The following is a 24,661-nucleotide window of genomic DNA, read 5'->3' on the forward strand; positions in this document are numbered from 1 at the left end:
CCATCGCCTTCAGCGGAACTCTGACTCTCGCCGCTGTCCTCTCCACTGCCCTCGGGTCACTCATCCAATAGGGCCAGGACCGTGTCAGGGAGCGGACATGATCGTCCCATGCAGCGCGATCCCGTGACCCTCGATGAGATAACCCCCGACGACTGGCCCGCCGTTCACTCATGGGCCTCTCTGGCCGAGGCCTGTCGCTACCAGCCGTGGGGGCCGAACACGCCGGACGAGACGCGGGAGTTCGTGGCGGGCGCGGTCGCCGCCTGGTCGGAGCGGCCCCAGCGTCGGTTCCCCTTTGTGGCCCGTCTCGGGCAGGAGGTCGTGGGGATGGGGGAGCTGCGGGTGCGCAGTGCACCTCGGCGCCAGGGCGAGATCTCCTACGTCGTGCATCCGCGCGTCTGGGGGCGGGGCATCGCCACGGAGATCGGGCGGCTGCTTCTCGCGCACGCCTTCGACGGGATGCGGCTGCATCGCGTCCATGCCACCTGCGATCCGCGCAACGTCGGCTCCGCGCGGGTGCTGGCCAAACTCGGCATGACGCTGGAGGGACGCCTGCGGCACACCCAGCTCATTCGTGACGGCTGGCGGGACTCGCTGGTCTTCGGCCTGCTCGAGGACGAGTGGGACCCGGGGAGCGCCGTGCGGGAGTGAGCCCCTGGCGGTGGCCAGGGGCTCCGGGGGGCGGCGGGGTCAGCCGAGCTTGGTGATGTCCAGGTCGCCCTCCGCGTACTGCCTGCGCAGTACCTTCTTGTCGAACTTGCCGACGCTCGTCTTCGGGACCGCCTCGATGAGAGTCCAGCGCTCCGGAAGCTGCCACTTGGCGATGTGGCCCTCGTCGGCGAGGAAGGCGCGCAGGGTCTCGAAGGTGGCGGTGGCTCCCTCCTTGAGGACGACCGTGGCCAGGGGGCGCTCGCCCCACTTCTCGTCGGGGACGGCGACGACGGCCGCCTCAGCCACGTCGGGGTGTGCCATGAGCGCGTTCTCCAGATCCACCGACGAGATCCACTCGCCGCCGGACTTGATGACGTCCTTGGCCCGGTCGGTGAGGGTGAGGTAGCCGTCGGCGGAGATGGTCCCCACGTCACCCGTCTTGAGCCAGCCGTCCTCGCTGAACTTGTCGGCCGGGCGGAGCGGGTCGGCGTCCGGGCCGTTGTAGTAGGCACCGGCGATCCACGGGCCGCGCACCTCCAGCTCACCGGCCGACTCGCCGTCCCAGGGGAGGCGTTCGCCGCCGGGGCCGGTCAGGCGGCCCTCGACGCCGGCCGGGAAGCGGCCCTGGGTGAGGCGGTAGGCGAGCTCCTCCGCCGTGCCGACCACGCTGGCCGGGGGACGGGCGATCGTGCCGAGCGGGGACGTCTCCGTCATGCCCCAGGCGTGGCAGACCCGCATGCCCAGCTTGTCGAAGGCCTCCATGAGGGAGGGCGGACAGGCCGCGCCGCCGATGGTGACCTGGCCGAGGAAGGAGACGTCACGCGGGTTCGCGGTCAGCTCGGCGAGCAGGCCCTGCCAGATGGTGGGGACGGCGGCCGCGTGGGTGGGCTTCTCGCTCTCGATCATCGCGGCGAGCGGGGCCGGCTGGAGGAAGCGGTCCGGCATCAGCATGTTCACGCCGGTCATGAAGGTCGCGTGCGGCAGACCCCACGCGTTCACATGGAACTGGGGCACGACGACCAGCGAGGTGTCCCCGTCGGTCAGCCCCATCGACTGGGCCATGTTGACCTGCATGGAGTGCAGATAGATCGAGCGGTGGCTGTAGACCACGCCCTTGGGGTCGCCGGTGGTGCCGGAGGTGTAGCACATGGCGGCGGCCTGGCGTTCGTCCAGCTCGGGCCAGTCGTACGACGTCGGCTTGCCGGCGATCAGGTCCTCGTACTCGTGCACCCGCGCGGTGGCGTCCGCGAGCAGGGAGCGGTCCCCGGGGCCGGTGACGACCACGTGCTCGACCGTCTTGAGGTGCGGGAGCAGCGGGGCGAGCAGGGGGAGCAGCGAACCGTTGGCGATGATCACGCGGTCGGCGGCGTGGTTGACGATCCAGGCCAGCTGCTCGGGCGGGAGGCGGAGGTTCAGGGTGTGCAGGACCGCGCCCATGGACGGGATCGCGAAGTAGGCCTCCACATGCTCCGCGTTGTTCCAGGCCAGAGTCGCGACGCGCTCGTCGCCTGCGACGTCGAGGTCTTCCCGGAGCGCGTGGGCCAGCTGGGCGGCGCGGGCGCCGATCTCCGCGAAGGAGCGGCGGTGCGGCTCGTCCTCACCGGTCCAGGTGGTCACCTGTGATGTCCCGTGGATCGTCGACCCGTGGGTCAGGATCCTCGAGATCAGCAGCGGTACGTCCTGCATGGTGCTCAGCACGGCGTCCTCCCGGGGCGACATTGCCAACGCGGTGGTAAAGGTTGCGCTGATTCTGCGCACATACCGCGTGGTATGTCACTAGGACCGGGCGATCGATCACATCACGCCAAGCGGAACGAGAGGTTCAGTGGCGGCCGAGATGGCGTGCGAGGCCGGGCTCAGCTGCGGACAAGTCCCAGCTCAGCGTCCTCGCGGAGCTTTCCCAGCGCGCGTGAGACGGCCGACTTCACCGTGCCCACCGAGACACCGAGCACTTCGGCCGTCTGGACCTCGCTGAGGTCCTCGTAGTACCTGAGGACTACCATCGCCCGCTGCCGGGCGGGCAGCCGCATGATCGCCCGCCACATCGCGTCGCGCAGCGCCTGCTGCTCGGCCGGGTCGTCGCTGCCGGTCACCGGCTCCGGCTCGGGCAGCTCGTCGCAGGCGAACTCGTCGACCTTGCGCTTGCGCCACTGCGACGTCCGCGTGTTCAGCAGCGCCCGGCGCACATAGCCGTCGAGGGCGCGGTGGTCCTCGATACGCTCCCAGGCGACGTACGTCTTGGTGAGCGCGGTCTGCAGCAGGTCCTCCGCGTCGCTCGGGTTACCGGTGAGCGAGCGGGCGGTACGCAGCAGGACCGGCTGGCGAGCCCTGACGTACGACGAGAACGACGGGTACGGAAGAGTCTGCGCCGCTGGTGAAGCGGCCTTCGACGCGCTGGTGCAGACGAGTGTGGTCATGGCTCAACGCTATGAGCGGGGCCGGGTCCGGCGGATCGGCCGCAGGTCCCGAAGCGGGGTCCCCCTCAGGTTGTAGGGGTAGGGCCGGCTGCACCTCCTAGAGGTGGAGCGGAGGGACCGGGGTACTGCGGGTTGTCCCCTCCGGGTCGCCTGTGAGTACGAGTCCCGACGTAGGCACGCCCGTCCCCGCCGTCACCAGGACCCGCTCCGCTCCGGGGACCGGGTTCACCGCCGTCCCCCTGATCTGCCGGACGGCCTCCGCCACCCCGTTCATCCCGTGCAGGTACGCCTCCCCCAGCTGTCCCCCGTGCGTGTTGAGCGGCAGGCGCCTCTCGGCCACGAAGTCCGGTGCCTCGCCGGGGCCGCAGAAACCGAACTCCTCCAGCTGCATGAGCACGAATGGCGTGAAGTGGTCGTAGAGGATCCCCACGTCGATGTCGGCCGGTGCGAGTCCGGAGGTCCGCCAGAGCTGCCGGGCCACCACCGCCGTCTCGGGCAGGCCGGTCAGGTCGTCGCGGTAGAAGCTGGTCATCTGCTCCTGCGCGCGTCCCGCGCCCTGGGCCGCCGCCGCGATCACGGCCGGCGGGTGGGGCAGGTCGCGGGCCCGCTCCACCGAGGTGACCACGAGGGCCTGGCCGCCGTCGGTCTCCTGGCAGCAGTCCAGCAGCCGCAGCGGCTCGACGATCCAGCGGGACGCGGCGTGGTCGGCCAGGGTGATGGGCCGGTTGTGGAAGTACGCCGCCGGGTTGGTCGCCGCGTACGCGCGGTCGACCACGGCCACGTGCCCGAACACCTCCGGCGGCAGCCCGTACGTGTGGAGGTACCGCTGGGCCGCCATCGCCACCCAGGATGCCGGGGTGAGCAGGCCGAACGGCAGCGACCAGCCGAGCGCCGCGCCCTCGGCCGACGGCTCGCGGTGCCGGACCCCGGAGCCGAAGCGGCGGCCCGAGCGCTCGTTGAACGCCCGGTAGCAGACGACCACGTCCGCCACGCCCGCGGCGATCGCGAGGGCCGCCTGCTGGACGGTGGCGCAGGCCGCGCCGCCGCCGTAGTGGATCCGGGAGAAGAAGGAGAGCTCGCCGATGCCCGCCGCCTGGGCCACGGTGATCTCGGGGCTGGTGTCCATGGTGAACGTGACCATCCCGTCGACGTCGGCCGGGACGAGCCCGGCGTCCGCCAGCGCGGCCCGCACCGCCTCGACGGCCAGCCGCAGCTCGCTGCGGCCCGAGTCCTTGGAGAACTCGGTGGCCCCGATCCCGACGATGGCCGCCCGCCCACCGAGGCTGTCGTGCCGACGCGCACTCATGCCGGGCCCGCTGGGGTCATTGCCGGGCCTGCCGGAGCCATCGCCCCGCCCTCTGGGGCCATTGCCGCGCCTGCTGGCGTCATTGCCCGGCCTTCCGGGGCCATTGCCGTACCCGCCGGAGCCATCGCCCGGCCCACCGGAGTCACCGCCCGGCCCGCCGGAGCCATCGCCGTACCCGCCGGAGTCACCGCCCGGCCCACCGGAGACCTAGCCCGGCCCACCGGAGCCATCGCCGTACCCGCCGGAGCCATCGCCCGGCCCACCGGAGCCATCGCCCGGCCCTCTAGGGCCATCGCCGGGCCGGCCGGAGCCATCACCCCGGCCATCGCCGGGCCCGCCGGAGCCATCACCCCGCCCGCCCGAGCCATCACCCCGCCCACCGGAGCCGTAGCCCGGCCTCCTCGACTCATGCCGGGCCGTTGCCCGGGGTTCCCGCGCCGGAGGGCGACCAGCAATCCGTGGCCGGTCATGACGGTCCGCCGGGAGCCGTCGTCGTCCCGGCTCCCGCCGGGACCATGACGGTCACCGTGCCGGTGACGTGCTTGCCGAGACCGTTCGCGCCGACGATCCGGACCGTCACCATGTCGCCGTCGATCTCCTCGACCGTGCCCGTCAGCACCATCGTGTCGCCGGGGTGGTTGGGCGCGCCGAGCCGGATGGCCACCCGGCGCAGCGCGGCCCGTGGACCGAAGTGGTCCGTGATGTACCGGCCGACCAGGCCGTTGGTCGTCAGGATGTTCATGAAGATGTCGGGGGAGCCCTTCCGCCGGGCCAGCTCCGGGTCGTGGTGCACGTCCTGGTAGTCGCGGGACGCGATCGCACCGGCGACGATCAGGGTGCGGGTGACCGGGATCTCCAGGGGCGGGAGCCGGTCGCCGGCGTTCACCGCGTCACCCCCTGGAAGACGGGCAGGACCAGTTCGTCGTCGTAGCGCCGGAACTCGAGCCGGACGGGCATGCCGATCCGCACCTTGTCGTACGGCACCCCCACCACGTCGCTGACGATCCGCACGCCCTCCGCGAGCTCGATCAGCCCGACCGCGTAGGGCGGCTCGAAGGCCGGGAAGGGCGGATGGTGCATGACGACGTACGAATAGACCGTGCCCTCGCCGCTCGCCTCGACGGTGTCCCACTCCGGGGAGCCGCAGCTGTTGCAGCCCGGCAGCCAGGGGAAGCGCAGGTCGCCGCAGCCGGTGCAGCGCTGGATGAGCAGCTCGTGGCGGGCCACGCCCTCCCAGAAGCCGGCGTTGTCGCGGTTGACGACCGGGCGGGGGCGGCGCTCCTCGGGCGGTTCGGGCGCCTGCTTCCTCGGCCGCCGTGCCGGGGCGTACTTGAGGATGCGGAAGCGGTGGGTGCCGGCGAGTTCGCCGCCGGTCCGGATGTCCGTACGCGTCGTGACGAAGTAACCCGCGCCCAGTTTCGTGGTCTTGCGGTCCGAGACCGACTCGATCACCGAATCGAAGGTGATCTCGTCGCCGGGGCGCAGGGGGCGCGGATACTCCTGCTCGCAATCGGTGGCGACGACCGCGTCGTAGCCCGACTCGTCGAGCAGGCGCAGGAGTTCGTCGTAGGCCGCCGTGCGTTCCGGGCGGCGGGTGAGGCCCGCCATGGTCCATGCCTGGAGCATCGTGGGGGGAGCGATGGCGTCCGGACCGGTGTAGGCCGGGCTGGTGTCGCCCATGGCCTCGCACCAGTGCCTGATCATCGGCTGGTTGACGGGGTCCCGGCCGACCCCGGTGGCGGCGGCCGGGCGGCCCTCGTAGGCCTTCAGGCGCGCCTCGAACTCCTCGTGGACCTCCGGCTCACCGTTCACGGTTTCTGACTGTCCGTCAGATTCAGGCCGGCGTCAAGACATACGGCGTCAAGGCATCGCACCCCACGGACGCCGAAACGCCTGCGCGGCGGTACCGAAGCACCGCCGCTCAGACGCTTGTCACCCCACGAAGCACACCCACTCGGACGGCGGGCCGATGCCGGTACACCGGCCCGCTCAGCTCACCACCACAGCGGGGTGAAGCTGACGGCGGTGTTGTCGTTGCCCTGGTTGACGGCCGTGAAGGCGGAGCCGTTGACCTGGGCGGTGTTGCTCTGGTTCGAGGCACCGTCGCCGACGGCCTGCTGATTCGTGGTGGACGAGGTGCCGAAGTTGTCACCGCCGACACCGCTGCCGAGGACACCCGCCTCGGCCTCCGTGACGGACGCGATCGATCCGTTGTCCGCGAAGGAGCCGTTGTCCGCCGTCGCGATGCCGCTGAAGAGGGCGGCCGCGAGCGGAAGGGCGGAGACGGCGGCGATGACGCGGGCGGTACGGATGCTTGCCATGTTGTTGTCCCTCCAAGGACTTCAGAGACTCAGAGACTTCAGAACCAAGGACTGCGTGGAGAAGTACTGCTGCTTCCAGGGAAGTTGGCCGACCGCCCTGGTCCGTTGCTCGACGTCGCGAGTCCAGAGTTGCCCACCGAATCCCCGGCGAACCACACCGGAAGCCCCTATTCGCACTCAAGCGTGATGACATGTCGATAAACCCCTTTGCGTCACTTCAGTACCGGACTGGGGTGGAAGAGGCGGTTCGAACCCTGGTGCGCAAGGGCGGAAGCGTTCCAGCACTTTTCGCACACAGGCCTCAGACCCGGCGCGTCGCACCCGACCCCTCTTTCCTTTTTCGAACGTACGTACGAAACTAGAGGCATGGCCACCACCGACCGGCAGGCCACGACGCTGGCCCTCGCACACGCCCTGTCAGCCGCCGAACGCGGACTGGCCGTCATCCCCCTGTCCCGCACCAAGCTCCCGGCCCTGCGCTCCCCGCACCGCGACGACCCCACGCCCTCCCACTGCCACGGCGCGTGCGGCCGCCTCGGACACGGCGTGTACGACGCCTCCAGCGACCCGGCCCGCATCCGCGAACTCTTCGCCGCCGCCCCCTGGGCGACCGGCTACGGCATCGCCTGCGGCCTGCCCCCGCACCAGCTGATCGGCATCGACCTGGACGTGAAGACCGGCACGGACTCCTCGGCCGCCCTGCGCGAGCTGGCCCTGCGGCATCTGTTCACCATCCCGCCGACGGTGGTGGTCCTGACCCCCTCCGGCGGGCGTCATCTCTGGCTGAGCGGCCCGCCCGACGTGGTGGTCCCCAACTCGGCCGGCCGTCTCGCCCCCGGCATCGACATCCGGGGCGCCGGCGGCTACCTCGTCGGCCCCGGCTCCCGCACGGGCCAGGGGGTGTACGCCGCCGCCCCCGGGACCGCGCACCTGCCGCCCGCGCCTTGCCCGCGCTCACTCCTGAGGCTGCTGCTCCCACCGCCCCGTGCCCACCACCCCACGCCCCCGTCGGCCGGCGGGCACGGCCAGGGCCTGGTCCAGTTCGTCCTCGCCGCGCACGAGGGCCAGCGCAACACACGGCTGTTCTGGGCGGCCTGCCGGGCCTACGAGGACGGCTTCGGCCCGCCGCTCGTGGATCCCCTGGTCGAAGCGGCCCGGAGCGCCGGACTGTCCGAGCGTGAGGCCCGGGCGACGATCGCGTCGGCGGCCCGCATGACGGGGCACCGGCCATGAGCAGGGCCTCGTCCACCAGCACCGAAAGACCTCCATGCACCAGTACGCCAAACCGCCGGCCATGGCGCTCGCACGCCTCGTCCTCGCCTCCGGCCGCTCGGTGGACCTCGCCGAACTGCGGTTCTCGTCGACGTACGGCGACCTGCTCTCGACCTACGGCGGGCCGGTGGAGGGCTATCCGTGCAAGCCGGTCAACGATCTGCGCATCCGCGAGCTGCTGCGCGCCGCCGAGCGGTCCCACCCCGGCACGCCCGTCCACCTCGTCCCGCCCCCGCGCGAGCGCCCCGACCAGTACGCGGGCGGACTCGGTCCCGTCGAGGTCCTGCCCGCCGTGGCCTGCCTCGGTACGTTCCATTCGGCCGCCCTCGATCCGGCCCGCGACCCGGTCCTGTACCGCTCGCGCCTGGCCGTGGTCTGGTTCCAGTCGGCCCCGCGCCTGCCGTCGGGCTGCGACACGGAACGGGCGCTGCGGGACATCGACTGGCCGGGACTCGCCCGGGACGCCCGGGCGCTTGCGTAGGGTCGCCCGATGAGCGTTTCCCGTACGGAACTGCCGCGCTGGCAGTTCGAGTTCACCTGGTCGCTGTTCGAGTACCACCTGGAGCGGCTGGAGCCCGAGGACTTCCTCTGGGAGCCCGCGCCCCTCTGCTGGACGATGCGCCGGGCGTCCGACGGCACCTGGGTACCGGACTGGGCGGACACCGAACCCGACCCGGTGCCCGTCCCCACGATCGCCTGGGTGAGCTGGCACATCGGCTGGTGGTGGAGCGTCACCCTGGACCACGCGAAGGGCCGGCCGCCCCGCGACCGCACGGAGATCGCCTGGCCGGGCGAGGGCGCCCCGACCGTCGAGTGGCTGCGCGACCTGCGCACGCAGTGGCTGGCGGTCCTGGACGACCTCACCGACACCGACCTGGACGCCACGGCTTCGTTCCCGTCGCAGGGCGACCCCCAGTACACCGTCGCGCACATGGTGGCCTGGGTGAACGCCGAGCTGATGAAGAACGTGACCGAGATCGGCCAGCTGCGGATGCTGCGGGCGGCGTCGGCGTAGGGGCAGGCCTCCCCGGCTCCGTCCACCGTGTAGCGGCGAAGGCGCCAGGGGCGTGACATCGTGGTGGCATGAGCATCGACGTCCGTCCGGCCACGGATTTCGAGGACGTCCGGGCCGTGCTCGGGCCGAAGTCGCCCGGGGCGAATGTCTGCTGGTGCCTGAGCTACCGGATCCCCTCGAAGCTCAACAGGGAACTGCGCGGCCCGGCCCGCGGTGACTACGTCGCGGAGCTGTGCGCTGCGGACCCTCCCCCGGGTGTGCTCGCCTACGACGGTGACGAACCGGTCGGCTGGGCCGCCGTCGCACCGCGCTCGGACACCTCCTTCGCCCGCAACCGCAAGATCCCGCACGTCGACGATCTGCCCGTCTGGTCCCTGTGGTGCGTCCGGGTCCGCCCCGGCCACCGCAGGCAGGGCATCTCGCACGCGCTCATCGCCGGAGCGGTCGACTTCGCGCGCGCCCGGGGCGCACCGGCGATCGAGGCGTACCCCCTCGACAACGGCGACGCCAAGGTCGACCTGACCATGGCCTACGCCGGTTTGCGGAAGAACTTCGAGCGAGCCGGCTTCTCCTGCGCGGCACCGACCACATCGGTGCTGGCGGGCCATCCCCGCGTCCTGATGCGCCTCGACCTGCGCTGAGCGGACCGGCATGCGAATGCCCGACCGCTGGCGACGGGGGATGCACCAGCGGTCGGGCTATGGCCAAGGGTAACAAGCGCTTGCCCGGGAAGAGCCGACTGACCGTCAGGAAGGCCGGGTTGTGACTCGTATCACTCAACTTCCCTGTGGTTCCGCCCTGTTGCCGTACACCGGTCTCACCGGTCGGCGCACGGAGCGTCATAGGAGAGCCGGGGCAGGTACTCGCGCCAGGTGTCCGGCGTCAGAACACCCCGGGTCATCGAGCAGATGCGGCGTACGGCCTCCTCGGTGTCCAGGTTCCAGAGCCGGATGCTGTCGGCGCCGCTCGACACTCCGAGCATGTGGCTGTTCGGGCTGAACGCCAGGAAGTTGCCGGTCTTGGCGTTGGGGCTCATCGACTGGCCGATCGCGGTGGCCCCGGCGGGGTCGGAGACGTTCCACAGCCGGACGGTGCTGTCGTTTCCCCCGCTGGCCAGGGTGCGGCCGCTCCGGCTGAACGTCAGGGACACGACCGCTTCCGTGTGCCCCCTGAGGCGCTCCGGCTCGGAAACCTCGGCGGGGCCCTCGATGTCCCAGAGGCGCACCGAGCTGTCGTCACCGGCACTGGCCAGCGTCCGGCCGTCGGGGCTGTAGGCGAGGGCGTTGACGGCTCCGAGATGACCCCGCAGAGGTGCGCGCAGCAGGGTCGGCCGGCCGGGATGGGCCGCGTTCCACAGCCTGATGGTGCCGTCCGCGCTGCCGCTGGCGAGCGTACGGCCGTCCGGGCTGAAGACGACGGCGTTGACGTACCCCTTGTGACCGGTGAGAGGCTCGCCCAGCCGGCGGGGCCGGGACGGATCGCCGATGTTCCACAGCTGGATGGTGCGGTCGTCGGAGGCGGTCACCAGGACCTGCCCGTCCGGGCTGAAGGCCAGCGGGTCGGCGAACTTGATGCGCAGGGGAATGGCGGACCCGTGCGGAACTGGGTGTTCCGGATCGCGTAGGTTCCACAGCTGCAGCGCCCGGCTGCCCGTCACCACCGCGAGGGTGCGGCCGTCCGGGGAGAACTCCAGGGAGCGGACGCCGCCGTCCGGCCGGAACGGCCGGCCCATCCGCACCGGCCTGCCGGGAGTCCGCACGTCCCACAGCCGCACCCGCCCGTCGAGCGCCGCCGTCACCAGCACCCGCCCGTCCGGGCGGAACACTCCGGTCCGGCCGATCATGTCCGACCTCGGCAGCGACCACAGGCGGACCTTGTTGTCGCCCGCCCCGGTGGCGAGGGTGCGCCCGTCGGGGCTGAAGCCGAGCGCGTACATCTCGCCGCTGCTGCCCGCCAGGGGCCCGCCGACCTGCGACGGGTACGCCGGATCACTGACCTTCCACAGGCTCGCGGTGCTGTCCGCGCTGGCTGCGGCGAGCATGTTCCCGTCAGGACTGAAGGCCACGGACCACACCGGCCCGGTATGGCCGGTGAGCGGCGTACCGATCGGTTCCGGGTGATGGGAATCGGCCATGTTCCACAGCCGCACGGTGTTGTCCGAGCTGCCGCTGGCGAGCGTACGGCCGTCAGGGCTGAAGGCCACCGAGTGCACGGTGGCGGTGTGGCCGGTCAGCTGCTCCCCGGCCCGCTCCGGGCGCCGGGGGTCGGTCACGTCCCACAGCCGGATCGCCCCGTCGTCGCCCCCGGCCGCCAGGGTCTTGCCGTCCGGGCTGAACGCCACTGAGCGCACGGGGGCCTTGTGCCCGGTCAGGGGCTTGCCCAGGGCCCGCGGCCGGCGCGGATCGGCCACGTCCCACAGCCGGACGGTGTGATCGTCGCCGACGGAGGCCAGCGTCTTGCCGTCAGGGCTGAAGGCGACCAGGTAGATCGTGCCGTCATGGCCGGTCAGCGGCTTGCCGAGCCGCTTCGGCCGGCCGGGGTCCGTCATGTCCCACAGCCGGATCGTGCCGTCGTCGGACGCGCTGGCGAGGGTACGGCCGTCCGGGCTGAAGACCGCGCTGCTCACCCAGCTGGTGTGGCCGGTGAGAGGCTCGCCCAAGGGCTTCGGGCGCTTCGGGTCGGCCACGTCCCACAGCCGTACGGTCCGGTCGTAGCTGGCCGTGGCCAGGGTCCGCCCGTCCGGGCTGAACGTCGTGAGGTAGACGGCGCCCGCGTGGCCGACCAGCGGCGTGGCCAGCGGGGCGTTCACTATGGAGATCAGGCGGCTGTTCGCGCCCTTGTCGTCCGGCCGCAGCCGGTGCGCCACCAGGTCGAGCTGCGCGGACAGCGACGGATCCGTGTCCTGGACCCGGTCGGCCTGGGCCAGCACCTGCTCGAACACGGCCTCGTCCCGCTGCTTCGAGGCGATGACGGCCGACCCCACGGCCAGCATCGCCAGGACGACCAGCGTCGCCACCGCGCCCCGGCTGATCCAGGTCACGCGCCGGCGCAGCCGGACCGAGGCGGCCAGGAACTCCACCGCGCTCCGGGTCAGGAACCTGTCCCCGGCGGATTTCGCCCAGCCGTGGGCCTGTTCCAGCCGCGAGCCCCGGTACAGCAGTGACGTGTCGCGGTTCGACTCCTCCCAGGCCCGGCCGTCCTCCTCCAGGCGCTGACGCAGCAGATTGCCCTGGCGATCGTCGTCTATCCAGTCACGCAGGCGCGGCCAGGCGTGCAGCAGCGCCTCATGGGTGATCTCCACCGTCTCCGCGTCCAGGGTCACCAGCCGGGCGCGGACCAGCGCCTCCAGGGACTCCTCGGTCTTGCCGGGGTCGGTCGACTCCTCCGCCAGCTTCCGCCGGGTCCCCCGCCTGCGGGTGGCCTGGGTGTCCTCACCGAGCCGGACCAGCCGGAGCAGGAGCAGCCGGGCCGCCGTGCGCGCCGCCGGGTCGAGGCCGGACCAGGCCCGCTCCGCGGTCGCCGCGACGGCGCCCTGGATGCCGCCGGCCGCGCGGTAGCCGGCGAGCGTCAGCCGGCCCGCCTTCCTGCGCTGCCAGGTGGCGAGCAGGGCGTGCGAGAGGAGCGGCAGTACCCCCGCGTCATGCGCCCCGCGCGGGCCGTCGGCGCTGACCTCCCTCACGATCAGCTCCGCCAGTCCCGGCTCCAGCTCCAGGCCGACGGCCTTGGCCGGTCCCGTCACCGCCTCGCGCAGCTCCGCGGTGGTCAGCGGCCCGAGCACCATGTGCCGGTGCTGGAGCGCGTCGGCCAGTTCGGGATACCTGAGGCACCGGTCGTAGAAGTCGGCGCGGATGCCCAGGACCACGACCGCCGGGGCCGGTTCGTCCGGTCCGGTGGGTGAGCACGCGGCGTGCAGGGCCTCGATGAAGGCACGCCGGTCCGCCTCGTCGGGGCAGAGGGTGAACGTCTCCTCGAACTGGTCCACGATGAGGACGGGACGCGCGCCGGAGGGCGCCTCGCGCCGCGCCCAGGCGGCGACGGCGGCACGGACGGCGTCCGCGGAGAGGGGAACGCCGGGTCCGCCCTGTTCCGCGGCGCCGACGTCCGGCTCCTCTGCCCTCAGCGCCGGTCCCGCATCCGGTCCCGCATCCGGTTCCGGTTCCGTTCCCCTTTCGGCTTCCGCGGCAGACGGGATGTCAGGCAGCTCTCCCGCCTCGGACAGGAGGACGGGCCCCAGTTCGGGGATGCGGCGGCTCAGCTCCGCCAGCGGGTCACCGCCCGGGACGAGTTGCACGACCGTCCGCGCCCGGCCCTGCTCCGCGCCGTCGTCACCGCCCAGCGCGCCGTCCCGCAGGGCGGGCACCAGACCGGCGTTCAGCAGCGAGGACTTGCCCGCTCCCGACGCGCCCACCAGCATGACCAGGCCGCCTGCCTGCGCCGCGGCCCCGAGCTGCGCGACGATCGCGTCCGTGCTCCGCTCCCGGCCGAAGAACCAACGGGCGTCCTCCCGGCGGTAGGAGGCCAGCCCGCGATACGGGCACACCACGCCGGGCGCGGGCGAGGCCTCGGCCGGGGTCCCCTCCTGTTGCGGAGAGCCCGCGGGTCGCTCCGCCACCGGGTCGGCCACGGCCCGTTCCCACAGCCGCTGCCACTGGCCGAGGTCGTACAGGCCCGGGGACACCGGAGTGGGCCGCGAACGCCGCGCCTCGGGTATCAGCACGAGCAGCACGGCCGCGAGGGCGGCGAACTGGGCGGGTACGTTCCGGGCCCGCCGCCAGTCGCTGATGCGCTGGGCGGACACCCGCACGGGCCGCCCGCGTTCGTCGACCCGCTGGAGCCGGACGACCGCCTCGGACACACGCTTGAGGGGAGGGTTCCCCGCTTCCTTGTACAGCAGTGCGAGGCGTTCCGCGAAGGCGGTGCGTGCCCCCGAGTCGGAACTCAAGGTCTCCACTCCTTACTTGTCACACCTGGACGTCCGGACCGGAAAACTCACTCTATACGGCTGACCTGCGGTAATACCGTCCGTCCGGCACCGGATTCTCCTCGTGGGCAGCCGGAAATGGCAGGATCCGGAAGCAGCAACGGACCATTCCGGTCAGCTTCCATCCGCTTCCGTCCGCTGCCATCCGCGCCGGACGGCGGTAGCTCCACCGTTCGGCACCGGTCCCCACGAGGGGAGGGACCGGTGTCGGACGACGTGGTCCGCCTCGATGATCCTCCCCGCCGTGACGCGCCTTGCACCCCTGGATAACTGACGGGTCGTCAGCTATGGTCGGCGCCTGCCGTACCGCTTCCGGAGCGACGTACCAGCGACGTACAGGGGTGAGCGCGATGGAGACACGTCCCGAGAGCCCGGAGCCGCAGGGCGACCCACGCTGGGTGGCGATGCTCTACCGGCCGGCCGCGAAGTCCTGGCGGGCGGCCGCGGAGTCACCCCACCGCTCGTCCGTGCTGTACGCGCTCGGGGAGATGACCCAGACCATGCGCGCGCGGGGCGACGAGGTGACCGTCGCGCTCTGGGGGCCGAAGGACGGCGCGTGGCACCTGTTCGGCACCCCGCCGACGCAGGCGGCCCCACCCGCACCTCAGCCGAGCGCGGGCGTGGCGTCCCCCGGCGAACCGACCGTGCTCGCCGAGCGGATGACCGGCCGCCGCCACCAGGTCCTCATGGCCGGGCTGAGCAAGGCGGGCCTCTACGACCTCACCCCCGAGGACGAGACGGCCGTCCAGGCCCTCGCCGAACGGCTCGACGAGCCCGCCGTCCGCCGGGTCGCCCACTGGCTCGCCGCGGCCGGCACCCGCTAGCCGGGCCGGTTCAGCCGGCGGCGCGCTGGGCAGAGGAAGGGTCATGAAGGTCTCTGTCGACCGCGACCTCTGTTACGGCTCCGCCGAGTGCGCCCACCGGGCCCCGGCGGTCTTCGAGTTCGTCGACGGATTCGGCGTCGTCCGCCCGGGCCGGGACCGTACGGACGACCCGGGCATCCTGGAAGCGGCGGAGAAGTGCCCCAGCCAGGCCATCACGATCACTGACACGCCCTCGTCGCCGGGCCGGCCGTAGCGAGGGCGGTTGCCGATGCCCCTGCCGCCGCCGTCGCCGTCGCCCTCGCCCTCGCCCTCGCCGAGTCTGCTCGCGGTCTTCGCCCACCCGGACGACGAGTCCCTGGTGGCGGGCGGCGTCCTCGCCCGGCACGCGTCCGCGGGCGCTCGCACGGCGGTCGTCACCGCGACCTGGGCGTCGGACACCCCACGTGCCACGGAACTGGCCGAGGCGTGCCACCTCCTCGGCGCCGGCAAGCCACGCATGCTCGGTCACGCCGACTCTCGCGTGCCGCACTCGGCGCCCGGCAGACCCCGCTGGTGCGACGCCCCGCTCGAGGAGGCGGTGGGGGAACTGGTCGCGGAGATCCGCGACTTCCGCCCGGAGATCGTCGTCACCCACGACGGTTACGGCGGTCTGACCGGGCACGAGGACCATGTGCACACCCACCGCGTGACCCTGCTCGCGGTCCACGCCGCCGGACTGGAACGCCTCTATCCGGAGGCCGGGGAACCCTGGCAGCCGAGCGCCCTGTACCTGGCCACGCACCCGCACTCCGCCCTCCGGGCGTGGGTCGGGCAGTGGGCCCCGACGGGCAAGGCGATGCGCACCGTCCCCGACGACCGGATCACGGCGACCGTCGACGTCACCCCCTGGCTGGAGCAGAAGACCGCCGCCATCCTGGCCCACCGCACCGAGGTGGAACGGGGAGCCGCCCCGGGCCTGATCGCCGCCCTCCCGGCACCCGAGCGGGAGCGGCTGCTCGGCACCGAGTGGTACATCCGCCACGACCCCGTCACCACGGCGCCGCCACAGACAGAACTCCAGCCCTAGGCCGGCGCCCCGCCGGAGTCAGTGCCCCACCGCAGCCCCGACAGCGCCCGGGCCCGGGCCTCCACGACGGCCATCCGGGCATCCCGCTCGGCCCGGTCCACATGGGCCGCCTGCCCGGTCACCTGGCCCTCCCACTTCCGGTACAGCAGCCCCACCTCCCCCGAGAACCACCCGCGACTCACGGCGTTCAGAGCGAGCAACAGCCCCGTGTCCTCCGAAGCGGGCAGGGCCATCCATCCGCCCAGGGCCAGCAGCAACTCCCGCCGCACACACAGCGACGCCGGATGGACCTGCGCGAGGAAACCGTTCGCCCTCCAGTGATCGAGCACGGCCCCGCGCTCGATCGGCCCCTGGTCGGGGTCGCCCGCGAACCCCACCGTCGACCCGTCCGGCAGGAGATCCAGCACCCGCGAGGTCGCCCAGCCCAGGGTGCGGTCGCCCTCCAGCACCGCCAAGTCCCGCGCGAGCGCGCCCGTCGGCAGCTGGTCGTCGGCGTCCAGAACCTTCACATACGCGCCCTCGGCATGCGCCAGCGCGATGGTGCGAGCCACCCCGGGCCCACCGGCCCGGCCCTGCCGGAACGTCACCCGCGCGTCATCGGGCACATACGGCGCTACGTCCCGGCCCTCCCCGTCCTCCTGGATCACCCAGTGCCACTCCCAGCCCTCCGGCAGCCGCTGCTCGCACAGAGACCTGTGGGCGTCCGGCAGAAACCGGGCCGACGGGCCGTGCACAGCGGTGACGACGACGATGCGCCGACTCACGCGTCCCCTCTCCACGACGAACACACGCACGGCCAGCATGACAGCCGGCCACAGGTCAGGCGGGTATGGGCGTCACCTACAGCGACGACGCCCAGACGACAACCCCGATCGGGACGAGCGCACAGGCAAGGCCGAAGCTGAGGCATGCGTAGGCCAGCGCCTTGAGGGCTTTGTGCCGGAAACTACAGCACCTGCCGGTGACCATGAGCCGAGAACCGCGGGCGGGCGGCAAGGTTAAAAAGCATGCCTCCGGCGGGGGCGCTCAGGCTCCGGGCAGGCGCGCGCTATCCACCGGCAGGAAGTGAAGAGACCAGCACCGCCCCGCCTCCGAGGACGACCAACTGCACGACGCCGGGGATGCGCCATCCCAATGCGAGGAGGCCACCACCTGTGAGCACTGCACCGCCTCCCAGAAGCCACAATGCCTGCGACGCCGCCCTCGACGCACTCGAAGGAACGACGCCGTCGCTTTCGTAGCTGTCGGCCCATCCCGCCATCCCCACGCCGTACACCGACCAAGCGATGAGCATGAAATCGATGACGAGCAGTGCCACGCTGACCCCGATTTGCCGGCCGGCCGAAGGCTCATTCGTCTGTCTCATGCCCACTGTCGTCCCGTCCGCAGATGACGCTCCACTAAGTGCATGCGATCAGCGTGGTGTTGCAGCGGGCACCGCACATCAGTACAGGTACTCAAACCGTGCCCGATCGAGCGGGAAACCACGGGGCACACTGGGCAGCCACAGTCACCGGACATGCGAACGGCCCCCGACCAAGAACCCAGGTCGGGGGCCGTTCTCACTGCTCATCGCGCGGAGGCGGTGGGATTTGAACCCACGGTGACATCGCTGCCACGACGGTTTTCAAGACCGTTCCCTTCGGCCGCTGGGGCTGCCTGCCTCCTGCTCCGTCCACCAGGGGCGGAGCGGGTACAGCGTACCGGTCTCATTCATGAGTTGAGCTTCGTGGTCCACTCAGGGTCCACTGCCTCCGGTACGCGTCACCCTTGGCTGGGGCTGCCCAGCGCACGGATGGCGACGTCGTACGCCATGCCCGCGATCGCGAGAACAACAGCAGGCCAAACGACACCAGCCTGGACGTGGCCAGTGGCGATCGCAGCGGTCAGACCCCCACCTCCGCCGACAGCTGTCACTGTGGCGATCGTGGGCAACTTGGGCGCCGGCAACTCAAGCCGCCAGACGCCACGGCGCTTTGTGACCGTACGGTCGGCCAGCCGGTAGGTGTCATCGTGACCCTGCATGGTCTCGTCCGTGCGAGGCCGGGAAGGCATCATTGGCTCCAGTGACTATCTGCTGGCCCGTGGCGGTTCCAGCGATGGACTTGGCAGGACGGTGCGCGGCGCAACCTTTCGAGATCATCAGGTGTGCACCGAGCTGCGAATCCGGCACCTGACGGGATTGCGCAAAGCCACCATGCCTTGACACCCGGTCTGCTTTCATCACGCTATGTGTTGTTCTTCGAACAACGCGGGGTTGTTGGGAAAAACAGGGGGAGCGAGTGCCGAGAGGAACCAAGCGGCAAGGACGACCATGGGCACAGCCCCGTGGGCGCAGCGCTGAGGCCAACGCCCTGGTGGAGCTGGTGCGCTCGTGGTTGGACAACACGGCGGTAAGAGTGCCGACCCTCCATGAGAGGTTATTGCCGGAACACTTCAGGGACGGCCAGGTTCCGCCGCTACACAAGCTCAGGTCACGTCTCAACGGTGAGGGCCTGGACTGGGACCTCGTGGAAGCCGTCCTGGACGTCTGCTTTCCCACTGAACCGCCGGACCTCACTCAGCAACGGCTGCTGCAGGCTAAGAGACTGTGGGACGCATCCCAGAGCAATCACCACTCTCATGCCCACCGCACGGAGCCACCCTCTGAGGAGGGCAAACTGCTCGCTGCCCAGCAGTACGCCTTGGAAGCACAGAGCGAACGAGCGATTGCTCAAGCTCAGGCCCTAGAGGCCTATCGAGAGCTCAACGAGGCTCGTCAGGCCCTCGAAGCGAGCGAACGGGGGCGCCAACAGGCACTCCGGGTCGGGACCATGCTCTTCGCAATGCTGGGCACGACCGAGGCCACGGTATTCGATCTTGAACGTCGCATCGGAGCCCACGAGCATTCTCCTGCTACGCACCCGTCTGACGAGTTGGAGGCCCTCCGACAGCAGTTGCGCCACGCGGAACAACATGAGCGTGATCTTCGTACACAGCTGGCCCAAGCGGAAGCTGACAGGATCAGAGCGCAGCGGGTAGCGGGGTATGCCGCTCGGCGTATCCAACTCTTGGAGGGGGAGCTAAGCCACTACCAACAGATCACCGATCAGCCGGGGGCAGCCGCAGAGCCGAGCTACGTGCCACAATCAGCCCTCGACCTGCGCACGCTCGGTGCGGACCTCTTCGACATCGATCAAGCTCAGCAGCAGGCGCGTTCGTTGCTGGAGCAAGAACGGGAAGCGGTCGCGGCTGCGGCTTCGGAACTTGGTGCACCGCCACCTCTGAGTGACGTGGGTGGCACGGCATACGTCACTCAGTTCCCCCAAGAAAGCCACACGAATTTCGGACCAGATCCCTTCGGCGGCCCGCTCGGTGGCAACCTCGAAGCCCCTTTGTTTGAAACAACTCAGAACAACTCAGCCGCACGGGTTCTCAGCCTGGCCCAACAGACCGCTGATCAAGCAATCGCAGAGGCTAGGTCAGAGGCAAACAAGATCGTTGCTGAGGCACGCAAGGAGGCAAGGAGAACAGTCGAAGAGGGAAGGCAGGAGCTAGCCAATCTGCAGCACGATCAGCACATGAGCCAACGTGAGCTTGCAGAACGACGATCTGACCACGATGCGGATACGCGTGAGGAACTTCGGACTCACAGTCAGGCACCCTGAGACAACCCAACGCATCACGGCGCCCCCCCGAGAGGTCAGGTTCTCTTCGTCTGCTCCGCCCGATGTTCAAGCAGGGCGAGGCACCTGTCACTGTACGGTCTGCGGGAGGCCATCTCGTCAACTTGACACGAAAAGGATCGAACCTGCGTCCCCCGCGCCTCGGTCTGAGATCCTGGAGACCGATCGAGAGGGGCCGCAGGTATGGAGTGGAAGACCCACGGTGAGCGACAGGTCTACACGAACAAGTGGGTGAATCTGTGTTTGGTCGACGTCCAGCAGCCTGACGGACGCAGGTGGGAGTACCACGTCGTCCGCCTCCGGCACCTGGCCGTGGCCGCCGTGGTCAACGATCGGCAAGAGGTCCTGATGATGTGGCGACACCGCTTCATCACGACCTCATGGGCCTGGGAACTGCCCATGGGCCTGGTCGAGGACGGCGAGACACCGGAGGAGGCGGCGGCCCGCGAGGTTCTCGAAGAGACCGGCTGGCGCCCCGGCCCCATCAAGCCCCTGATCTACGCCGAGCCGGCGAACGGCATCACCGACTCGCAGCACCACGTCTTCCGCATCGACGGCGCTACCTACGCAGGGCCGCCCACGGAGAAGAACGAATCCGACCGCATCGAGTGGATCCCCCTCTCAGAGATCCGCGGGATGATAGACCGCCGCGAGATCGTGAGCAGCGGGTCACTCGTGGGTCTGCTCTACCTGCTCATGGACGAAACGATCCGCTGACCGGCGGGAGGAGTTCCCGTAGCCGTGCCTCGAAGGCCAGGGCCACGGGCTCCTGCCTGTGCGGAGCCAACTGCTCGTAGAACTCCCTGAGATGCCCTGATACCCGCTCGGAGGCCACCGCTGACGCGGGCACCAGAGCTTGCGTCGCGGTGTGGCACGCCTGGTCAAGCTTGCCCTGGTCCAACTGCGTGCGGGCCAGCCAGAACGTATGGAACGCGCGGCCCCGTTGGTTGGTGTGGTCCTCCCGTCGCAAGGCATCTGCGATCAAAGGCTCGGCGGTAGCCGCTTCGCCCAGTCGGCCATGGGCAATGCCCGTGTCGACGATGAGCTTCGGCTCTTCGAAGTAGGTCACCCAGGACGGGTCCGGATCGCTCGCCCCGACCTGCTCGAAATGGCGATGCGCGTCTCCGATAGCCCGGTGAGTGTTGTCCCGGTGGCCGAGTGTGGCGTGAGCAAAAGCTTCCCGCATGGACAGCATCGACAGGACGCGCGGTGTGCTCCCGAAGGCTGAGCGGGCCTGGTCCTGAGCGGCGGTGACGAGTGCCAGAGAGTCCGCGGGCTTGTCCTGGTAGGTCGCCTGCAAGCTCATGCAGGCGAGGACGTTGGCCATGAACTGCCGGTCGTCGATCTCCTTCGCCAGTTGCAGGGCCTCGGTGAAGTACGCGCGGGCCTGGTTGTACTGGCGGGCGTCGAAGTAGGTCCAGCCGGTGAGGCGTGCCAGCTCGGCCGCGACTCCGTACAGGCCGTTCTGGATGGACGGCGGTCGGCTCTCCTTCAAGAGTCCGACGACATAGCGGAGCTGGCCGACGATGGCCGGCCTCAGAGCCTCGCCGCCGTGCTGGTCGTCTCGTCGCCAGTAGTCCTCAATGGAGGAGCGAAAGGCTTCCAGCGTTGCCGTGTTCAGGCTCGTCCGCGTGGCCAGTGCCAAGATGCCGTCCACATCGGGACCCGGTAGAGACGCGGGGGTCTGCTGTACCGGCTCCTGTTGGGGCGCCTCACGCTCGTTGACCTGGAGGGCCTGGGGCGTCTCCCACGCTCGCCGGGCAAGCCCGAGCATGCCTCCTGGGATGCGCAAGCCGTCCGCGATGCGCTCGACAACGTCCATGTGCTGCAACTGTCGTCGGCCTGCGATCACTTCGCCCACGCGGCTCGGCGTCAGGTCACAGCGTCGGGCGATCATCGACGGGTAGATCCCGGCCCTGACCTTCACCAGCCGGAAGACTCTGGCGAAGTCCCGGACCCGACACGCATCGATCATCTCGGGATCGGTGAGCAGCCTGGCCGGCAGTTCCTGCGGCCGGTCCGGGTCGGGCATTGGCAAGCTCCCACACTGCGAGGGCTACGCAACGTCGCTGGTTCTCTACTTCCCGCGATGTTACCCAAGTTGGGTAATCAGCCTGACCTTTTAGCAGGGGCCCTCCGGTCGCGATGCTCCTATGCATGGCGAGCAATCAGCAGACCAGACCAGGCATCGGTGAACTGGCGAAGGACACCGCCAAGGGACGTATCGGCATCGTCATGGGGAAGCTCGGCGGCCGAGTGCAGATACGGCCCATCGGCGGTGGCCGGGAGTGGGATGCCATGCCGGACAAGGTGGTGCCGCCGAGCCCTCGGGAGGAACTGAGCGCCCGCCTGGCCATCAAGAACGGCAACAGCAGGGACGGGCTGTGATGCGCGCCATCGGCCGATACGCGGGAGTCCTTTTCATCATCATGATCAGCGGGTCGTGCGGCCTGGTGATCGGCATGGCTCTCGCTGTCGGCCAGTAGACCGGCCGCCCTGGACGGGGGCCTACTCCCTGGTTCCCCCACCCCCCGTTCGGGGCGGCCTCCCAATCCCGTAAGTGCCACGCTCCACTATCCAGAAGGAGTACTCGCATGACGGCAACGGCGAACGACCAGAAGACCGGCCGCGCGGTGGTTGGCGAAGAGCTGTTCCAGAGCCTCGCCCACTTCGTCGTCACCCACGACGGGCAGTCACCCGAGCGTGCCGAGCGGATCGCGGACCAGGCGGTCGCCTTCGTGGTCACCGCAGCCACCGCGATCGTCCCCATGGTCCCGTCGGACGACGTGGATCTCGGCCTGCACGCGCTCATCCTGCACACGAAGGAGTACGCCGAGCTGTGCGACCGGTTTGCGGGCCGCTTCCTGCACCACAACCCGAAGCCCGGTGGCGGCGCCCGCGACCCGAAGCAGGTCGCCGCTGCGGCACGCGCCATGAAGACGGCGGGGTTCATGGTCTTCGACGACCTGTGGACCGTTGACGGCACGAACCTCGCGCAGTGCGATGCGGACTGCGGCCGACCGTACGGTCAGGCGTAGCAACACGACAGCAGCGACGCGGCCGGCCTCGACTCGTAGTCGGCCGCGTTCGCCCGGAAGGAGAACAGACGTTGTCCGGGTCACCCTCTGAACTGCCGATCGTGGTGCTCGACGCGCTCATGCCCACGGCTCAGCGCCTGGTCGTGAACCGCCGGGGCTCTGTGGTCTGGGACGTGGAGAGCCATCGAGGCCATTACGCCGTGAAGGTCGGCTATCCGATCGAGGCTACGGCCGACTGGTCCGCCCAGCCCTGGACCGCCCTCGCGCCCGCCCGCGAAGGTGCCGTGCTGCACCGCCTCGGCTTCGACGACTTCGCCTACGGCGAGTGGGAGCGTGGGACGTGGAACTTTCAGCCGTGGCACGAAGGGCCGGACCTGTACCGGCTATGGGAACCCTGCCGCAAGCAGGACTCGTCCATCGCACCGCTGGCCAACGTGGCACTGGGGTGCGTCGAGGCCCTGGCCGAACTGCACGCCAGGGGCTGGGCCCACGGCGACGTACAACCCGCCCACTTCATCATCGGTCCGCAGCGGACGCACCTCATCGACCTCGCCCTGGCCCGAGGCGGCCACGTGCCCGAGGGATACGACTTCCCGTTCCGCGGCTGCCTCGTCCACTACGAAGCACCGGAGATCGCGCGCAGCGTCCTCGACACGGGTGAAGCCGAGCCCACGCCGGTAGCCGACGTCTACGCCCTCGGCGCCTCCCTGCTCATTTCCGCCACCGGCTGGCGGGCTGTCGAGTACCCGGATGACGCTCCACGCTCCATCCAGAGAGAAGCCGTGGCCAACGGCAGACGTCGCCCTGTGAAGGCGCCCGGTGAGCTGGGCGAGTTGATCGAGGCGATGCTCAGCCACACTCCCGAAGACCGTCCGACCATCTACGAGGTGGGCAAGGCCCTGAGCTGTCTCTGAGGCCCGGTTCACCCGGCGTCGTCCCACACATCCAAGACCAACAACAAGAGACCGGACCACCCCTCAGCCTGGACAGCATTCCGGGTGGTCCGGTCGCGGAAGCCCTGATCAGGACCCCGGTGCCGATGGTAGCCGGGGCAGTTGGCGTGCTCGGATGCGGGTGCAGATCCGCCCCGGCCTCATGTTGTCGAACAGAGAAGGGCCTTGACCTGAGCCACCGAAAGTCAGCCACTACGGCGGGTGAGCCGAACGAGCACCCGCCACGTGTGCTTCCAGCAACCACCCGCCGGCCTCAACCACGCTTCCTCCATACGTCACGGCCCAACCCTCGATCCTGCCTGGGCGTTGCTGATGTGGGGTGTCAGCTGGGCCCGGCTGGGGCTCTTCGAGCCACGCGGAAGTGAACGACGGGCGGTTGGGTGGCGCGGTCGCGCTTGGTGCGTACCGGCTTGGTCCTGGCGCTCGAAGTGGTCGTGTTGCCTCCTGGTCTGGCTGTCCGCCTTGGTGGTTCTGCGCGCTGAGCGGCGGGGGGCCGCCGGAGCGGTGGCGGAGACAAGGAGCGGCGGCGGCCACGGGCCGCCAGCGCGCGCGGCCCGCCGCAGGCGGGCCGCCTTGATCCAGTAGAGAAACTCTGAACAGCTTCGCTCCGCTGGACCCATGGCCGGTCACGCGGCATGCGATGACGTCGACTTCCCACCCGCTCATCGGCTCATGTGCCGCATCGGCCCGATAGGTCCACATTCACGCCCATTCGCTTTGGAGGTCGCCGGAATTTATCCACAGGCCGGGGATTGCAGGATGCCGTCGCGAGGTTGGTCTGGCCCGACCACGCCACTTCGTTACCTTCTCGTGATCCATGGTCGGGGTTGGTGGTCTGCTCCTCGGTCGGGGGTGACTGGTGCGCTGTTTTCTACCCGGCACTGTCACACCGCCAGGGATTCCGACACCTGTAGCAGGTGAAGGCAGCGCACGGCCGGCAGATGGAGGAGCTATGTGGATCAAACGAAGAGGGTCACCCCGACGCGGATTTCGGCACCTCTACGGGCGGCCTCCGAGGGACCGAGCGACGCAACATAGCCCGGAAGTGCCGGTTAGCCAAACCGGCGACTCTCCGGAGCATTGATGGCCCCACCGACGAACGGAAGGACGGCTGACCTGAGCGCACAGAGGCGCGGGTCCGCCTGGCGGGAC

23 protein-coding genes and 1 tRNA gene are annotated in these 24,661 nt (G+C 70.2%); 13 read left to right on the forward strand and 11 right to left on the reverse strand.

Translation table 11 applies throughout. The annotated features are described in order from the left end of the window. Window positions 1-108 precede the first annotated feature (108 nt). Window positions 109-651: a GNAT family N-acetyltransferase gene (locus tag AC07DF_RS12130; RefSeq protein ID WP_478969697.1), complete on the forward strand. Its 543-nt coding sequence runs from the start codon at window positions 109-111 to the stop codon at window positions 649-651. A 39-nt stretch (window positions 652-690) separates the two neighbouring features. Here the strand turns inward: AC07DF_RS12130 and AC07DF_RS12135 are convergent, their stop codons facing one another. The 6 genes from AC07DF_RS12135 to AC07DF_RS12160 all read right to left on the reverse strand — a co-directional run bounded on the left by AC07DF_RS12135 (window position 691) and on the right by AC07DF_RS12160 (window position 6,695). Further along, entirely contained in the window at window positions 691-2,370 is a 1,680-nt protein-coding gene (locus tag AC07DF_RS12135) for a long-chain fatty acid--CoA ligase (RefSeq protein WP_478969699.1), read from the reverse strand. A gap of 137 nt (window positions 2,371-2,507) precedes the next feature. Then, on the reverse strand, window positions 2,508-3,068 hold the full coding sequence (locus AC07DF_RS12140; RefSeq protein WP_478969701.1) for a SigE family RNA polymerase sigma factor: 561 nt from the start codon (window positions 3,066-3,068) through the stop codon (window positions 2,508-2,510). Between the two features lie 97 nt (window positions 3,069-3,165). Continuing rightward, window positions 3,166-4,374, reverse strand: coding sequence for a lipid-transfer protein (locus AC07DF_RS12145; RefSeq protein ID WP_478969703.1), 1,209 nt, complete (start codon window positions 4,372-4,374; stop codon window positions 3,166-3,168). Window positions 4,375-4,840: 466 nt separating this feature from the next. Further along, on the reverse strand, window positions 4,841-5,260 hold the full coding sequence (locus AC07DF_RS12150) for a MaoC family dehydratase (protein WP_478969705.1): 420 nt from the start codon (window positions 5,258-5,260) through the stop codon (window positions 4,841-4,843). Continuing rightward, window positions 5,257-6,186, reverse strand: a complete 930-nt coding sequence (locus tag AC07DF_RS12155) for a bifunctional MaoC family dehydratase N-terminal/OB-fold nucleic acid binding domain-containing protein (protein WP_478969707.1) — start codon at window positions 6,184-6,186, stop codon at window positions 5,257-5,259. The genes AC07DF_RS12150 and AC07DF_RS12155 overlap by 4 nt, the downstream gene beginning before the upstream one ends. Before the next feature lie 182 nt (window positions 6,187-6,368). Then, window positions 6,369-6,695 carry a hypothetical protein gene (locus AC07DF_RS12160; protein WP_382492434.1) on the reverse strand — a complete coding sequence of 109 codons (327 nt, stop codon included), beginning with the start codon at window positions 6,693-6,695 and terminating at the stop codon, window positions 6,369-6,371. A gap of 366 nt (window positions 6,696-7,061) precedes the next feature. Between AC07DF_RS12160 and AC07DF_RS12165 the strand changes: the two genes are divergently transcribed. The 4 genes from AC07DF_RS12165 to AC07DF_RS12180 all read left to right on the forward strand — a co-directional run bounded on the left by AC07DF_RS12165 (window position 7,062) and on the right by AC07DF_RS12180 (window position 9,623). Continuing rightward, window positions 7,062-7,928: a bifunctional DNA primase/polymerase gene (locus AC07DF_RS12165; RefSeq protein WP_478969709.1), complete on the forward strand. Its 867-nt coding sequence runs from the start codon at window positions 7,062-7,064 to the stop codon at window positions 7,926-7,928. A gap of 61 nt (window positions 7,929-7,989) precedes the next feature. After that, entirely contained in the window at window positions 7,990-8,448 is a 459-nt protein-coding gene (locus AC07DF_RS12170) for a hypothetical protein (protein ID WP_478969711.1), read from the forward strand. A gap of 9 nt (window positions 8,449-8,457) precedes the next feature. Next, the gene (locus AC07DF_RS12175; RefSeq protein WP_478969713.1) at window positions 8,458-8,982 is read left to right on the forward strand and encodes a DinB family protein; all 525 of its coding nucleotides are present in this window, start codon (window positions 8,458-8,460) and stop codon (window positions 8,980-8,982) included. Between the two features lie 68 nt (window positions 8,983-9,050). Beyond that, window positions 9,051-9,623: a GNAT family N-acetyltransferase gene (locus AC07DF_RS12180; RefSeq protein ID WP_478969715.1), complete on the forward strand. Its 573-nt coding sequence runs from the start codon at window positions 9,051-9,053 to the stop codon at window positions 9,621-9,623. Window positions 9,624-9,799: 176 nt separating this feature from the next. On the opposite strand, the gene AC07DF_RS12185 is transcribed toward AC07DF_RS12180, so the two are convergent. Continuing rightward, the gene (locus AC07DF_RS12185; RefSeq protein WP_478969717.1) at window positions 9,800-13,933 is read right to left on the reverse strand and encodes an nSTAND1 domain-containing NTPase; all 4,134 of its coding nucleotides are present in this window, start codon (window positions 13,931-13,933) and stop codon (window positions 9,800-9,802) included. Between the two features lie 380 nt (window positions 13,934-14,313). On the opposite strand from AC07DF_RS12185, the gene AC07DF_RS12190 reads away from it, so the two are divergent. Genes AC07DF_RS12190 through AC07DF_RS12200 form a run of 3 tightly spaced genes read left to right on the forward strand, consistent with a single transcriptional unit; the run spans window position 14,314 to window position 15,853 of the window. Beyond that, complete coding sequence (locus AC07DF_RS12190; protein WP_478969719.1) at window positions 14,314-14,787, forward strand: hypothetical protein; 474 nt, start codon at window positions 14,314-14,316, stop codon at window positions 14,785-14,787. A 43-nt stretch (window positions 14,788-14,830) separates the two neighbouring features. Continuing rightward, window positions 14,831-15,040, forward strand: a complete 210-nt coding sequence (locus AC07DF_RS12195) for a ferredoxin (protein WP_478969721.1) — start codon at window positions 14,831-14,833, stop codon at window positions 15,038-15,040. 15 nt (window positions 15,041-15,055) lie between these two features. Then, window positions 15,056-15,853, forward strand: coding sequence for a PIG-L deacetylase family protein (locus AC07DF_RS12200; RefSeq protein WP_478969723.1), 798 nt, complete (start codon window positions 15,056-15,058; stop codon window positions 15,851-15,853). Here the strand turns inward: AC07DF_RS12200 and AC07DF_RS12205 are convergent. The 3 genes from AC07DF_RS12205 to AC07DF_RS12215 form a co-directional block, all read right to left on the reverse strand. Then, a complete protein-coding gene (locus tag AC07DF_RS12205; RefSeq protein ID WP_478969725.1) occupies window positions 15,850-16,617 on the reverse strand; it encodes a glycosyltransferase family 2 protein in 768 nt (255 codons plus the stop codon). The two genes, AC07DF_RS12200 and AC07DF_RS12205, sit on opposite strands and share 4 nt — an antisense overlap. Window positions 16,618-16,901: 284 nt before the next feature. Further along, a complete protein-coding gene (locus AC07DF_RS12210) occupies window positions 16,902-17,219 on the reverse strand; it encodes a hypothetical protein (RefSeq protein WP_478969727.1) in 318 nt (105 codons plus the stop codon). Window positions 17,220-17,430: 211 nt separating this feature from the next. After that, window positions 17,431-17,520: transfer RNA gene (locus AC07DF_RS12215), tRNA-Ser, on the reverse strand. A 690-nt stretch (window positions 17,521-18,210) separates the two neighbouring features. Here AC07DF_RS12215 and AC07DF_RS12220 point away from each other — a divergent pair. Continuing rightward, window positions 18,211-19,500 (forward strand): DivIVA domain-containing protein, encoded by a 1,290-nt coding sequence (locus AC07DF_RS12220; RefSeq protein WP_478969729.1) that lies wholly within the window; start codon window positions 18,211-18,213, stop codon window positions 19,498-19,500. A 201-nt stretch (window positions 19,501-19,701) separates the two neighbouring features. Continuing rightward, window positions 19,702-20,235 carry an NUDIX hydrolase gene (locus tag AC07DF_RS12225; RefSeq protein WP_478969731.1) on the forward strand — a complete coding sequence of 178 codons (534 nt, stop codon included), beginning with the start codon at window positions 19,702-19,704 and terminating at the stop codon, window positions 20,233-20,235. On the opposite strand, the gene AC07DF_RS12230 is transcribed toward AC07DF_RS12225, so the two are convergent. Next, window positions 20,213-21,550: a helix-turn-helix domain-containing protein gene (locus AC07DF_RS12230; RefSeq protein WP_478969733.1), complete on the reverse strand. Its 1,338-nt coding sequence runs from the start codon at window positions 21,548-21,550 to the stop codon at window positions 20,213-20,215. The two genes, AC07DF_RS12225 and AC07DF_RS12230, sit on opposite strands and share 23 nt — an antisense overlap. A 113-nt stretch (window positions 21,551-21,663) precedes the next feature. Between AC07DF_RS12230 and AC07DF_RS12235 the strand changes: the two genes are divergently transcribed. The 3 genes from AC07DF_RS12235 (at window position 21,664) to AC07DF_RS12245 (ending at window position 23,470) form a co-directional block, all read left to right on the forward strand. After that, the gene (locus AC07DF_RS12235) at window positions 21,664-21,906 is read left to right on the forward strand and encodes a hypothetical protein (RefSeq protein ID WP_471954853.1); all 243 of its coding nucleotides are present in this window, start codon (window positions 21,664-21,666) and stop codon (window positions 21,904-21,906) included. 206 nt (window positions 21,907-22,112) lie between these two features. Beyond that, window positions 22,113-22,556, forward strand: coding sequence for a glycine-rich domain-containing protein (locus AC07DF_RS12240; RefSeq protein ID WP_478969735.1), 444 nt, complete (start codon window positions 22,113-22,115; stop codon window positions 22,554-22,556). A 71-nt stretch (window positions 22,557-22,627) separates the two neighbouring features. Then, window positions 22,628-23,470, forward strand: coding sequence for a protein kinase domain-containing protein (locus tag AC07DF_RS12245; RefSeq protein ID WP_478969737.1), 843 nt, complete (start codon window positions 22,628-22,630; stop codon window positions 23,468-23,470). The last annotated feature ends 1,191 nt before the right edge of the window (window positions 23,471-24,661 follow it).

The sequence above is a fragment of the Streptomyces sp. NPDC044719 genome (assembly GCF_056433405.1).